Origin of the sequence: Streptomyces sp. NPDC005262, assembly GCF_042872425.1 — a bacterium.
GTDB lineage: Bacteria > Actinomycetota > Actinomycetes > Streptomycetales > Streptomycetaceae > Streptomyces.
Genome location: NZ_JBIAKK010000003.1, coordinates 129,554 through 142,020, shown reverse-complemented (window position 1 = coordinate 142,020; position 12,467 = coordinate 129,554). Strand labels below are relative to the sequence as shown.

12 protein-coding genes are annotated in these 12,467 nt (G+C 69.7%); 8 read left to right on the top strand and 4 right to left on the bottom strand.

Translation table 11 applies throughout. The annotated features are described in order from the left end of the window. Window positions 1-70 precede the first annotated feature (70 nt). The gene (locus ACFYP5_RS10590) at window positions 71-1,162 is read right to left on the bottom strand and encodes an NAD(P)/FAD-dependent oxidoreductase (RefSeq protein WP_389033285.1); all 1,092 of its coding nucleotides are present in this window, start codon (window positions 1,160-1,162) and stop codon (window positions 71-73) included. A 127-nt stretch (window positions 1,163-1,289) separates the two neighbouring features. Here ACFYP5_RS10590 and ACFYP5_RS10585 point away from each other — a divergent pair, with 127 nt between their 5' ends. After that, window positions 1,290-1,532, top strand: a complete 243-nt coding sequence (locus ACFYP5_RS10585) for a hypothetical protein (protein ID WP_389033282.1) — start codon at window positions 1,290-1,292, stop codon at window positions 1,530-1,532. A gap of 86 nt (window positions 1,533-1,618) precedes the next feature. After that, on the top strand, window positions 1,619-2,269 hold the full coding sequence (locus ACFYP5_RS10580) for a hypothetical protein (protein ID WP_389033280.1): 651 nt from the start codon (window positions 1,619-1,621) through the stop codon (window positions 2,267-2,269). A gap of 197 nt (window positions 2,270-2,466) precedes the next feature. On the opposite strand, the gene ACFYP5_RS10575 is transcribed toward ACFYP5_RS10580, so the two are convergent. After that, window positions 2,467-3,954: a PLP-dependent aminotransferase family protein gene (locus tag ACFYP5_RS10575; RefSeq protein WP_389033278.1), complete on the bottom strand. Its 1,488-nt coding sequence runs from the start codon at window positions 3,952-3,954 to the stop codon at window positions 2,467-2,469. 98 nt (window positions 3,955-4,052) lie between these two features. Here ACFYP5_RS10575 and ACFYP5_RS10570 point away from each other — a divergent pair, with 98 nt between their 5' ends. The 5 genes from ACFYP5_RS10570 (at window position 4,053) to ACFYP5_RS10550 (ending at window position 8,507) form a co-directional block, all read left to right on the top strand. Continuing rightward, on the top strand, window positions 4,053-4,826 hold the full coding sequence (locus tag ACFYP5_RS10570) for a YitT family protein (protein ID WP_389033275.1): 774 nt from the start codon (window positions 4,053-4,055) through the stop codon (window positions 4,824-4,826). Window positions 4,827-4,972: 146 nt separating this feature from the next. Then, window positions 4,973-5,320 (top strand): VOC family protein, encoded by a 348-nt coding sequence (locus tag ACFYP5_RS10565; protein ID WP_389033272.1) that lies wholly within the window; start codon window positions 4,973-4,975, stop codon window positions 5,318-5,320. A 365-nt stretch (window positions 5,321-5,685) separates the two neighbouring features. Further along, window positions 5,686-5,895: a ferredoxin gene (locus tag ACFYP5_RS10560; RefSeq protein WP_389033269.1), complete on the top strand. Its 210-nt coding sequence runs from the start codon at window positions 5,686-5,688 to the stop codon at window positions 5,893-5,895. Further along, window positions 5,892-7,274, top strand: a complete 1,383-nt coding sequence (locus ACFYP5_RS10555; RefSeq protein ID WP_389033266.1) for an NAD(P)/FAD-dependent oxidoreductase — start codon at window positions 5,892-5,894, stop codon at window positions 7,272-7,274. Before ACFYP5_RS10560 ends, ACFYP5_RS10555 begins: the two co-directional genes overlap by 4 nt. 12 nt (window positions 7,275-7,286) lie before the next feature. Next, the gene (locus ACFYP5_RS10550) at window positions 7,287-8,507 is read left to right on the top strand and encodes a cytochrome P450 (RefSeq protein ID WP_389033264.1); all 1,221 of its coding nucleotides are present in this window, start codon (window positions 7,287-7,289) and stop codon (window positions 8,505-8,507) included. A 66-nt stretch (window positions 8,508-8,573) separates the two neighbouring features. Here the strand turns inward: ACFYP5_RS10550 and ACFYP5_RS10545 are convergent, their stop codons facing one another. Continuing rightward, window positions 8,574-10,091 (bottom strand): glutamate synthase subunit beta, encoded by a 1,518-nt coding sequence (locus ACFYP5_RS10545; protein WP_389033261.1) that lies wholly within the window; start codon window positions 10,089-10,091, stop codon window positions 8,574-8,576. Between the two features lie 88 nt (window positions 10,092-10,179). Further along, a complete protein-coding gene (locus ACFYP5_RS10540) occupies window positions 10,180-10,800 on the bottom strand; it encodes an L-threonylcarbamoyladenylate synthase (protein WP_030976111.1) in 621 nt (206 codons plus the stop codon). Between the two features lie 220 nt (window positions 10,801-11,020). On the opposite strand from ACFYP5_RS10540, the gene ACFYP5_RS10535 reads away from it, so the two are divergent. Next, entirely contained in the window at window positions 11,021-12,439 is a 1,419-nt protein-coding gene (locus tag ACFYP5_RS10535; RefSeq protein WP_389033258.1) for a DEAD/DEAH box helicase, read from the top strand. Window positions 12,440-12,467 lie beyond the last annotated feature (28 nt).

Here is a 12,467-nt window from a genome sequence, read left to right as displayed (position 1 = left end):
TGGTGGTCCGCGCCCGCTCACGGGGCGGCCGGCTGTCAGGGAGCGCACGCCGCCGGCCGGCGCACGGGAGTCACCGACCAGTGGGACGACCGGGACGGAGCAGCGTGTCGAGTCCATGGCGGCGATTCCCCAGCGCGCGCTCGCAGCCGGCTGCCTCAGCATCCGGGCTGAAGGCATCGACGAACCGGTTCTCCCTCCGGCACGCCACCGCGGCATCGGTGTCGGCGGCCACGAGATCGGCGTTGATCGCCGCCGCGGCCTGCACTCCGGAAGCCGCGGCGGCGGGGACCCCGCCCAACAGGTCGGTGACGTTTCCGGCGACCCACACCCCCGCGACACCGGTGAACCCGCTCGCGTCCGATTCCACGTAACTCCCCACGCCCATAGGGTGTTCCACCGCAGTCAGGCCGAGGCCCGCGAGCACATCGCCACGGGCGTCGAACCGAGGCGCCACCACCAAGGCCCGCACAGGCACCCGCAGGCCGGAGGAGAGCCGTACGGCCGACAGGCGGTCATCGCTCACTTCGAGAGCCGAGACCACTCCGTCGACCACGCTGATTCCGCGAGCGGCCAACCGCTCCCACTGCTCCTCGCCCGGGTCGTCCGCGGTGTGCAGGAAGAGAGTCACGTCCGGTGACAACTGCCGGAACAGCAGCGCCTGATGCACTGCGGCCGGCCCGTCGGCCAGCACTCCGATCGGCGCGTCGCGCACCTCCCAGCCGTGGCAGTACGGGCAGTGCAGCACGTCACGGCCCCACCGCTCCCGCAGGCCGGAGACAGCGGGGAGTTCGTCCACCAGCCCGGTGGCCACCAGCAGCCGCCGTGCACCGTAGCTCCGGCCCCCGGCGGTGTCCACGATGAACCGTTCGCGGTCACGGCGGACGGCCACCACCCGGTCGGACACGACCCGGCCGCCGTAACCGGCGACCTCCTCCTGGCCGGCCCGCAGCAGCTCGCGCGGCGCGATTCCGTCGCGCGACAGCAGTCCATGGACCCCGGACGCCGGCGCGTTGCGCGGCTCCCCGGAGTCGACCACCAGCACCGACCGCCGGGAACGGGCCAAAGTCAGAGCGCCGGACAGTCCGGCGACCCCACCTCCGACAACCACGACATCTACAACAGCATCGGCCTCAGTGAGGCCGTTCTTCTCCGTCTCATCCATACGGCCACTCTGCGAGTCACCCGAGCACGGACGCAAATTTTATTGCCGTTATGGCAAGTCTACAGACGATCGAGCGAGGCGCATCGGGCTCCGCACCCGGGAGCGCACCTATCTGCCGCAGTCCGTCGTGAAGAGCGGCGGCCGCCTCGACTTCACCCGCTCCAGCACCCCGGACAAGAAATGGGCGACCTCACCGAAGGCGGCACCCCCGTCGTACCGGACGGGCGAAGGCCCCTTCCTGGCGGGCGCGACCCCGAACCGGATCACGGCCGTACCGGGCGGTGAGGCGGCCGAACTCACCGTCGACGCCCAGCGCCTGGGCGGGCACGACCAGACACTGACCGTCACTGCGGAGCCGCGAAGGGGCTGAGGGCCACGCCGGCGGCACAACGGCTGAGGCTGGACGCCAGGACCGGTGCCGGGCGTGCCACGCTCAAGATCGAGGCAGACCCCGGGATGCCGGGGGGCTACCACGAAGTTCCGCTGACGGTCCGTGGAACCGCGACGGACAAGGATCCGCTGCACTTTTCCGCGATCGTGCTGGTCGCCCCTGCGGGCAGCCTGGCCGCCGGGTACGACAACGCCGGTTCGTCCGGCGACGCCGACCGCGGCCAGGGCAACTACGACGGGGACGGCAGCAGCTACTCCCGCCAGGCCCTCGCTGCCGCGGGTCTCGACGGAGGGGCCCGGGTCGAGGCTTCGGGCGCGTCCTTCGTCTGGCCGGCAGCTCCGCAGGGCAGCCCCGACAACGCGGTCGCAGCCGGTCAGCGGCTCGAACTGGCGGACCGGGCCGAGAACGCGGAGAAGCTGCTGTTCGTCGGATCCGCCACCCACGGCGACCAACGGGGCAGCGCGACGGTGACCTTCACCGACGGCACCACCGCTGCCACCGACCTGGCGTTCGGCGACTGGACGCTGCCGGGCGGCGGAACGGACCCGGTGTTCGACAACACGGTTGTGGCCCGCACCGATCACCGCAACGAGTCAGGGGGCCGCGGCCCTGCCGCGTACGTGTTTGCGACAGCGCCCTTCTCGGTGCCCGACGGAAAGCGGATCAAGAGTGTGACGCTGCCCGTCAACGCCAATCTGCACGTCTTCGCCGTCTGACTCGGCTGACCGGCGCGCGGTCCGTCGGTGAGTGTCGGCCGGGAAGCCGGGTGGGCCTCCGACCCATGCCGTGCCCGAGCCGCATGACGTGGTGACGTGAAGGGCGCCTGGTGGGCATCGACCCAGTTCAGGCGCCCTTCTCTCGATCCTGGACACCGGACGACGAGCTGTTGGCGCAGAATCCGGCGCGGGCGGCGTCAGGCGACCCAATGCGGCCGCCGGGTCGCGGACGAGGGTGGAAGGCCGTCGGCGAGCGCGGTGGCCATGCGGCGCACGGCTTCGCGCAGGGTGTCGGGAGACGTCGTGTACGGAATGCGGAGGCGCTGTTCGAAGATGCCGGGGTCGGTGGCGAAGTAGGCGCCGCCCTCGATCCGCACCCCGTAGTCCAGGGCGCGCTCGGCCAGCGGTGAGGCGATGGGCTCGCCGAGGTCGACCCACAGCGAGAGACCGCCGGGCGGCAGCTGCCAGGTCCACTGCGGAATGTGCTCGGCCAGGGCAGTGGCCAGGGCGGCGCGCTGCTCGCGCATGTGGTCCAGGCGTGGCGGCAACAGCTCGTCGGCCTGATCCAGCAGGGCGAGGGCCAGGAGCTGGTCAAGGACCGAGCCGCCCATGTCGGTGGCGATTCGTTGGCCGGCGAGCTCGGTCACCAGCCGCGACGGGGCACGCAGCCAGCCGATGCGCAGACCGCCCCAGTGGGTCTTGCTCATCGAGCCGATGGTGATGACCTGGCCGTTCCCACCGGGCAGGGCATGGGCGGCGAAGGGCATTGGGGCCGGGACGTCGAGGGCGAGGTCGGCGAGGGTCTCGTCGATGACCAGCCAGGTGCCGGAGCGCTGAGCGACGCGCAGGATGCGGGCGCGCTCCTCATCGGGCATGAGGCAACCCGTGGGGTTGTGGAAGTCGGGGATCAGGTAAGCCAGTTGGGGCACCACTTGGCGCAGGGTCGATTCGATGATCTCGATGTCCCAGCCGGTGTCGGTCACCGGGGCCGACACGGTACGGAGCTGGGCGCGACGCATGGCCTCCAGTGCGTTCGGGTAGGACGGATTCTCGACCATGATCCGGTCGCCGGGTCGGCACAACAACCCCAGGACCAGTGTGAGTGCGTGCTGGGCGCCGGAGGTCAGCAGGATCTGTTCGGGCACGGTGGCCAGGCCGCGCCGAGTGAAACGTTCGGCGATGACGGCGCGCAGTTCCGGAAGCCCGTAGGGGTGGTAGCCGGGTGTGTGAGCGTGCTCGGCCAGCCGGGGGGCGACCTGGACGAGGGCGTCGACGAGCGTCTGTTCCGGCAGACCGGGCGCGGCCCTGGCCAGGTCGATCGCGGTGTCCTGCGGTCCGAGGAGTCGGGTGATGCCGCTGGGCGCACGGCCTTCCGGCAGGGCCGTCCAGGTGCCGGAGCCCTGACGGCTGTGCGCGTAGCCGCTCTCGCGCAGCAGGTCGTACACGGCGGTGACGGTGGCCCTGCTGGTCTTCAGAGCGGCGGCCAGCTCTCGCTCGGCAGGCAGTCTGACGTGCAAGGCGATCCGTCCGTCCAGAATCAGCGCGCTGATCGCCTGGGCCAGGTGTCGGTAGGCGGGCCTCATTCCCGTCGGGTCGGGCAGCAGCGCGGCGAGCTGTCGGCTCCCCAGGGTCCGGCCGGTACGGTTCGCCCGGTCCACCGGTCGGAACGGATTCGAGTCCGCCATACCACTCTCCCCGGATTGGCCGTGTTGTCTGGGCCAATCACTGTACAGACTCGCCGCCTGTGGCCTTGAGCCACCCGAACTCGCTGGAGGCGACTGGTATGGAGCAGGAGAACATCGACCGCTGCGAGCCCGAACCCTGGCGCGGTGACGAGGAACGCACTGCCGCTCCACCGGTGCTCAAGAGGCGCCCGTCCGCGCCCTCCCTCACCTACGTCCCCTTCGACGAGCAACTGCGCAGGCGCCTTCCTCAGCTCTTCATCGGTCTCGCCCTGTACGGATTCAGCCTCTCGCTCACGGTCCGAGCCTCGTTGGGCGTCAACCCCTGGAGCGTCCTCAACGAGGGTCTGGCGCACCACACCTCCCTGAGCTTCGGCACGATCACGGGCGCCGTCGGGGTTCTCGTGCTCCTGTTGTGGATCCCGCTCAAGCAGAGGCCGACGTTCGGCACCGTCGCGAACATCGTCGTCCTGGCGTGTTCGTCCGACCTCGGCCTCCTGCTCGTCCCCGAGGGCCTCGGCTTTCCCGCCAGGGTCGGCCTGCTCGTCGGAGGTGTCTTCCTCAACGGGTTCTCCGTCGCCGTCTACGTCGGCGCGCGCTTCGGCCCCGGCCCCCGGGACGGTCTGATGACCGGCGCGTCCGCCGCGACCGGGCGTTCCATCCGGCTCATCCGCACCCTGATCGAGATCACCGTGCTCGGCGTGGGCTGGCTGCTCGGTGGAAGGGTGGGGGCCGGCACGGTGCTGTACGCACTCGCGGTCGGCCCGACCACGCAGCTCTTCATGCCGTGGTTCGCCTACCGCAGCACTGCCGAACGCGCTGCGACGGAAGCGCGATCAGGGAGGGCGACCCCGACCGCACCGGTCAAGGCTTGAGAAGGACGCGCGGAGGGAGGTGCCGTAATAGTCGTGCGCCCGCCAGGGATTACGGGACAGCCCTTATAGCCTGGAGCCCGATGCGAGAGTGTCTGCCCGAAGTTGCCGGCGGTTCATGGACACGATCACTTCATATGGAGGCGTTGATGGCCGTTCGCCGTGTCGTGCCCAACATCCAGTCGGAGACCGTACAGGAGAGCCGCGACTTCTACGGTCTGCTGGGCCTCGAAGAGGTCATGAACCACGGCTGGATCATGACGCTTGCCTCTCCGTCCGCTCCGACGGCGCAGGTCAGCTTCATGACGAACGACAGGACCGCACCGGTCGTGCCCGACCTGAGCGTCGAGGTGGACGACGTGGACGCCGCCTACGCGGTCGTGCGTGACAGCGGTGCGGAGATCCTGCACCCGTTGCAGGACGAGGAATGGGGCGTACGCCGGTTCTTCGTCCGGGACCCCAACGGTCGGGTCGTCAACGTGCTCGGCCACCGATAGGGGCCATCGCGCCAGCCGCTCCTACGACCGAGCGGGGGAGCCCCTGGGAACTGCTGCACCGGGTACCGCTGCTGGCCCTCACGGGTCCCGTCCGCCGGGGAAGCCCGCCCCCTCCGACGAACCGCGGTACCGCGCGTCCGTGCGCGGTTGTGCGCGTCCACCGGCCCTGTCGCCGATCACGTGACGTCCGCGGCATCGTCGGGCCGGAGCGCGTGGAACCAGTGCTTCCCCGGCGCGCGGTCTGCGGCGGCCACCGCTCTTGCCGACCCGTCGGCCCGAGAACCCGGATGGACCCGCATCGTTCGCGTGGGCCACCGGCAGGCAGTAGGACAGAGATGACGGGTGGCAGGGAGGAGTGGGCCGGGATGCAGATCGTTGTCGACCTCAATCGCTGCCAGGGGTATGCGCAGTGCGTCTTTCTCGCCCCGCAGGTGTTCGAGCTGCATGGCGAGGAGGCCCTGATGTTCACGCCGACCGTGCCCGCAGACCAGTATGAGCGCGTCCGCCGGGCAGCGGTGGCCTGTCCGGTACAGGCCATCCTCGTCGGCGAGCCTGCGGGCGTCGGCGCTCCGTGAGTGGCATCGGCCGGATCGTCGTCGTCGGTGCGTCGCTGGCCGGTCTGCGCGCCGCCGAGACGTTGCGTGACGAGGGCTTCGCCGGATCGCTGACCCTTGTGGGGGAGGAACCCCACCCTCCTTACGACAGACCCCCGCTGTCCAAGCAGGTGCTGCTCGGGCGGGTCCACGCGCATGACGTCGGGCTGCCGAGCCGCCGCGAGGTGGACGCCCGATGGAAGCTCGGTGTCCGCGCCGTCGGGGTCGACCCGATCAAGAAAAGCGTGATCCTCGCCGATGGCGAAGAGCTTCCCTTCGACCGGCTGCTGATCGCCACCGGGACCCGGGCCCGACCGTGGGCGAACTCCGACGAAGCCCGCCTGGACGGCGTAATCACCCTGCGGACGAATGACGACGCGGCCCGCCTCGCCGAACTCCTCGACGCAGGACCGCGCCGGGTCCTGGTGATCGGTGCCGGATTCATCGGCTCGGAGATCGCGTCAGCCTGCCGGGAGCGCGGGCTCGACGTAACGGTCGCCGAACGGGGACCCTCGCCTCTCGTCGGCGCGCTCGGCGGGACGCTCGGCAGCTATGCGGGGCGGCTGCAGCGTGCGCACGGGGTCGACCTGCGCTGCGGCGTGACCGTTACCGCTCTGAAGGGCAGCAACGGCCGGCTCACCGGCGCCGAGTTCTCCGACGGCCGGCGGATCGACGCCGATGTCGCCGTGGTCGCACTGGGAGCCATCCGCAACACCGAATGGCTCGACGGATCAGGCCTGGCCGCGGGCCCGCGAGGCGTCGCCTGCGACGCGGGATGCCGTGCCTTCGACATGTACGGGATCGTCACCGACGATGTCTTCGTCGCCGGAGACGTGGCACGCTTCCCGCATCCGCTCTTCGAGTACCAGATGCTCTCCCTCGAACACTGGGGCAACGCGGTTGCACAGGCCGAAGTGGCGGCCCACAACATGATCAACCCGGGACCACGCAGGCGCCCGCACCTGTCCGTACCCGCCTTCTGGTCCAGCCAGTTCGGCCTCAACATCAAGTCCGTGGGCGTACCGACCTTCTCCGATCAAGTGGTCATCGCCCAGGGCTCGTTGCGCGAGGGCCGGTTCGTCGCCGTGTACGGCTACCGGGGACGTGTCACCGCCGCGGTCAGTGTGAACCGTGCCAAATGGCTGGAGCACTACCAGTACCTCATCGAGACGGCTGCACCGTTCCCACCCGCCCCCGGTGCCGCCGACCTGTCGGGTTCGTCCACGCCCGTCCCCTCCGACGTGCCGTCACCTCAGCTGCTCTCGCACGGACCGACCGTGGCTCTCACCGGTCATCTGCCGGACCGGCACCTGATTCTGGTGCGGGCCGAATCACCCCCGACCGCCGCCCACACTCGATGAGGAGCCCCACGCATGCCCCCGGACACCCTCTTTGAACGCATCACCGACTACACGAACCGCGCCGACCCGTATCCGCTCTACGCAGAACTCCGCGAGAACGGCGTGTCACTGCAGGGCGACGGCAGCTACCTGGTGGGCACCTACCATGAGATCGCCGCCCTGCTCCACGACCCGCGGATCAGCTCGGACCTGCGTAACCGAACGGATCCCGACCCGCTGCTTGCCAGGTCGGACGACATGCCGCCGGCCTTCATCGGCGTCGACGATCCCGAACACGACCGGCTCCGCCGCATCGCCATGCGTCCTTTCGGTCCACCGCACACCCCGGGACGGATCGACGCCCTGCAGGGCGACATCACCCGGATCGCCGACGAACTGATCCACGAGTTCCGGGGCAAGGACCGGATCGACCTCGTCGACGACTTCGCCTACCCGCTGCCCGTCACGGTGATCTGCGGGCTCCTGGGCGTGCCCCAGGAAGATGTGCCCCGCGTCCGTGCCTGGACGAACACGATCATCGCCGGCTTCGACTTCAGTCACGGGGAGGACCCGGAGCAGCGTCGACAGTCGGCCATGGAGGCGCGGGACGCGATGGCGCACTATCTGGGGGACCTCGCCGAGAAGCGGCGCGGCCACCCGTCCGGCGACATGCTCTCCGCCCTGGCCAACGACGAAGGACCCGGAGGCCGTCTCACCCAGCCGGAACTGATGGCCACCGCTGTACTGCTGCTCATCGCCGGACACGAGACGACCGTCAACCTGATCACCAACGGCATGCTCACCCTCCTGCGCCACCCCGACATCCTGGCGAAGCTGCGCGCCGCACCCGAACTCATGCCGAGGGCCGTGGAGGAACTGCTGCGCTACGAGCCCCCGGTCCAGTTCCTGCCGCAGCGCTCACCGCTCACCGACATCGAGGTCGCGGGCGTCACCATTCCGAAGGGCGCCTCTCTGATCCTTGTGCTCGCCTCCGGCAACCGGGACCCCCTGAGGTTCGACGCCCCGGACGATTTCGACCCGATGCGTGAGGACAATCAGCACTTCGGCTTCGGCAGTGGCATCCACAACTGCTTCGGCGCCCCGCTTGCCCGCGTCGAGGCACAGATCGCACTCGATGCGCTCGTGCGCAGCCTCGACGACCCCCGCCTGGTCGAGGACCCACCCCCGTACCGGCGCAGTCCAGTGCTGCGCGGTCCCCGTCATCTCATGATCCAGCACGCCGCAGGAGCGTAGACGGAAGACCGTCGCGGCTCCGCCGAGGCAGCGATCTCGATCGTGGGCGCGGGGTACCGGAAGCGCTCATGCCACCAATGGGCGGTCGCTCGGGGCGACGGGGGCCGGCAGCTCGGTGGAGCCGCTCAGATACCGGTCCGCCGCGGCCGCGGCGGACCGTCCCTCTGCGATGGCCCACACCACGAGCGACTGGCCACGTCCCGCGTCGCCGGCGATGAAGACCCCGTCCGTCCCGGTGCGGACCGTCCGCTCGGGGCTCCGGGCCCGCTCCGCCGTCTCGGCGGCGAAGTGGGCATCCCGGGCGAAGTTACCGCGGCCGTCCAGCGTGAGTGCGAGTTGCCTCATCAGACCGGTGCCCCGTTCGGGACCGTAGAAGCCGAGGGCGAGCAGGACCAGATCCGCCGATATCACGTGTTCGGTGTCGGGTCGCGGCCTTCTGTCCTCGGGTTCCACCTCCGCCAGGCGTATGCCGCGCACGTGGCCCTGCCCGTCCCCTTCGAGACGGAGGGTGGCGGAGGAGAAGATCCGTGGATCCGTACCCTTCCGCTCCCGGCCCTCTTCATGCGCATGGGAGATCCGGTAGACCTTCGGATACGTGGGCCAGGGCTCGGTGTCCCGACGGACCTCGCCGGGCTCCGGATTGATGTCCAGCTGCACCACGGACGTCGCGCCCTGACGCAGTGCGGTGCCCAGACAGTCCGAACCGGTGTCCCCGCCTCCGATGATCACCACGTGCTTGCCCTCGGCCGTGACGGGGGACGAGACGTAGTCGCCCTCCCCGACCCGGTTGGCGAAGGTCAGATAGTCCATGGCCTGATGGATGCCGTGCAGCTCACGGCCGGGTACCGGCAGCTCCCGTTGTCCCCTGGCTCCGACGGCCACGACCACCGCGTCATGACGTCTTGTGAGCTCGATGGCATCGAGATCGCTGCCGACGTCCACACCCGTGCGGAACTTCGTGCCCTCCGACCGCATCTGCTCGATGCGGCGGTTCAAGTGCTGCTTCTCCATCTTGAACGCGGGTATGCCGTAGCGCAGCAGTCCGCCGACGCGGTCGGCGCGCTCATAGACGGCGACGGTGTGACCGATGCGGGTGAGTTGCTGTGCTGCCGCCAGTCCGGCCGGCCCGGAACCGATGATGGCGACGGTCTTCCCGCTGAGCCGCTCGGGCGGTCGCGGTGGCGCGTACCCGCGCGCCCAGATCTCGTCGGCGATCGCCTGCTCGACGTTCTTGATCGTCACAGGATCCGTATTGATGGTGAGCACGCAGGCGTCCTCACATGGGGCCGGGCACAGCCGCCCGGTGAACTCGGGGAAGTTGTTCGTGGCGTGCAGCCGCTCGGCGGCGGCCCACCAGTCGTCCTTCGCGGCGTACGCGTTCCACTCGGGGATCAGGTTGCCCAGCGGACAGCCGCTGTGACAGAACGGTATGCCGCAGTCCATGCAGCGCCCCGCCTGCTCGGACACGAGCGGAAGCCGAGCCTGCCCCGCATAGACCTCGTCCCAGTCGCCCAGCCGTTCCTCGACGGGGCGCGCCGGTACGGGCCGACGGGGAACTTTGAGGAAGCCGTGGGGGTCGGTCATGCTCCGCCTCCATCGCCCAATTGCGGTGTACCGGCGTTTTGCCCAGCGTACGCCCGGTTCATCCCTCTTTCATCGGGTTGTGGTATGGCTACTCGAAGCGTGTGGTGTCGCCCGCTCCCCGGCGTACGATCTCCGCTTCTCCGTCGGAGAAATCGATGACCGTGGTCGGTTCGGTGCCGCAGTCTCCCGAGTCGACCACGGCGTCCACCACGTGGTCGAGCCGCTCCTTGATCTCCCAGCCCTGCGTCAACGGCTCGTCCTCGTCGGGAAGGAGCAGCGTGCTGGACAGCAGCGGCTCACCGAGCTCGGCGACCAGGGCCTGAGCGACGGCATGGTCGGGAATGCGGACTCCGACCGTCTTCTTCTTGGGGTGCAGCAGCTGCCGCGGCACCTCCTTAGTCGCAGGGAGGATGAAGGTGTAGCTGCCGGGCGTGGCTGCCTTGATCGCGCGGAACACGTCGTTGTCGATGTGCACGAACTGGCCCAGCTGCGCGAAGTCCTCGCACACAAGGGTGAAGTGGTGACGATCGTCGAGGTTACGGATCGACCGGATGCGGCTGATGCCGTCACGGTTGCCCAGCTGGCATCCCAGGGCGTAGCAGGAGTCCGTCGGGTACGCGACGAGCGCACCGGAGCGGATGCTGTCAGCGACGCTGCTGATGGCGCGCCGCTGAGGATTTTCGGGGTGCACGTCAAAGTACTTTGCCATCCGCCGAGCCTATGCGATGCGCACGGCCGTGGTCAGGGACCGGATCGCACTGGTGGGGCGGACGGCCCCCCCGGTGCTTGAGCTTTCACGCTCCTGGTGAGTACCGGCTGCTACCGTTGATGGCCTCAATCATCTTCACTTGCCCGTTCTTGCGGTTTGCCGGCTTCTCCGTCTGCCGGGAATTCCTCGATACGTGCCGCACATCGAGGAAGGCTCCCCAATGACGCGCTCAGCTCGCACGAACGCCCCGACGGGTGAATTCGCCCTGCCTGACACGGTCACCCCGGCCCTCCCGGCGGTGGCGTCGTTCGCCGATCTGGACCTGCCGCTCGCCCTGCTGGAGACGCTCACCGGCCGGGGCGTGGACCATCCGTTCCCGATTCAGGCGGCGACGCTGCCTAACTCCCTCGCGGGCCGGGACGTCCTGGGCCGGGGGCGCACCGGATCGGGCAAGACTCTGGCTTTCGGCCTGGCGCTGCTGACGCGGATCGCGAGCCTGCGCGCGGAGCCGAAGCAGCCGCTCGGGCTGATCCTGGTCCCCACCAGGGAACTGGCCCAGCAGGTCGGCGAGGCGCTCGCACCGTACGCCCAGGCTCTGAAGCTGCGGATGGTCACAGTGGTCGGCGGCATATCGATCGGCAGGCAGGCCGGTGCGCTGCGCGCCGGGGCGGAGGTCGTCGTAGCGACCCCCGGACGCCTGCACGACCTCATCGAGCGCAAGGACTGCCGCCTGGACCGGGTGCGTATCACCGTGCTGGACGAGGCCGACCAGATGTGCGACATGGGCTTCCTGCCCCAGGTCACCGAACTGCTCGATCAGGTGCGCCCCGACGGGCAGCGCATGCTGTTCTCGGCGACCTTGGACCGCGATGTCGACCTGCTGGTCCGCAGCTACCTCCACGACCCGGCGGTCCACTCGGTCGACCCGTCGGCGGGGGCGGTCACGACCATGGAACACCACGTGCTGACCGTCCACGGCGCCGACCGGTACGCCGTCACGACCGAGATCGCGGCCCGCGACGGCCGGGTGCTCCTGTTCCTGGACACCAAGCATGCGGTCGACCAATTGACCAAGCATCTGCGGGCCAGTGGTGTCCGTGCGGCCGCGCTGCACAGCGGAAAGTCCCAGCCCCAGCGCACGCGCACCCTCGCCCAGTTCAAGAACGGTCAGGTCACCGCGCTGGTGGCCACCAATGTCGCGGCCCGGGGCCTGCACGTGGACGACCTGGACCTGGTGGTCAACGTCGACCCGCCCAGCGACCACAAGGACTATCTGCACCGTGCAGGGCGCACCGCCCGTGCCGGTGAGTCCGGCAGTGTCGTCACCCTGGTCCCTTCGAGCGGGCGCCGCGAAATGAGCAGGCTCATGGCTGACGCCGGCATCACGCCGAAGATCACCGCGGTGCGCTCGGGCGAGGCGGAACTGAGTCGGATCACCGGTGCCCGGACCCCCTCGGGCGTTCCCCTCGACGGCGGTCCTGCGGCAGCGCGGCCGAAGAGCGGCAACGCCCCGTTCCGCGGCATGGGTGCCCCCCGGGGCGAATCCGGGCGCACCGGTGGCGGATCCCGCCGGGGCGGTGATGCCCGCAAGATGGCCGAGGCCCGCAGGGCCGCACGGGTACGCCGCGGCTCCGAGTAAGCGCCTGGCGGTAGAGCCGCAGCTCGCC

Bases quoted from the DNA above. Each gene is read 5' to 3' on its own strand.
- ACFYP5_RS10540 (WP_030976111.1), bottom strand. From the start codon at position 10,800: ATGGCAAAGTACTTTGACGTGCACCCCGAAAATCCTCAGCGGCGCGCC.
- ACFYP5_RS10545 (WP_389033261.1), bottom strand. From the start codon at position 10,091: ATGACCGACCCCCACGGCTTCCTCAAAGTTCCCCGTCGGCCCGTACCG.
- ACFYP5_RS10535 (WP_389033258.1), top strand. From the start codon at position 11,021: ATGACGCGCTCAGCTCGCACGAACGCCCCGACGGGTGAATTCGCCCTG.
- ACFYP5_RS10570 (WP_389033275.1), top strand. From the start codon at position 4,053: ATGGAGCAGGAGAACATCGACCGCTGCGAGCCCGAACCCTGGCGCGGT.
- ACFYP5_RS10560 (WP_389033269.1), top strand. From the start codon at position 5,686: ATGCAGATCGTTGTCGACCTCAATCGCTGCCAGGGGTATGCGCAGTGC.
- ACFYP5_RS10580 (WP_389033280.1), top strand. From the start codon at position 1,619: ATGCCGGGGGGCTACCACGAAGTTCCGCTGACGGTCCGTGGAACCGCG.
- ACFYP5_RS10550 (WP_389033264.1), top strand. From the start codon at position 7,287: ATGCCCCCGGACACCCTCTTTGAACGCATCACCGACTACACGAACCGC.
- ACFYP5_RS10575 (WP_389033278.1), bottom strand. From the start codon at position 3,954: ATGGCGGACTCGAATCCGTTCCGACCGGTGGACCGGGCGAACCGTACC.
- ACFYP5_RS10590 (WP_389033285.1), bottom strand. From the start codon at position 1,162: ATGGATGAGACGGAGAAGAACGGCCTCACTGAGGCCGATGCTGTTGTA.
- ACFYP5_RS10565 (WP_389033272.1), top strand. From the start codon at position 4,973: ATGGCCGTTCGCCGTGTCGTGCCCAACATCCAGTCGGAGACCGTACAG.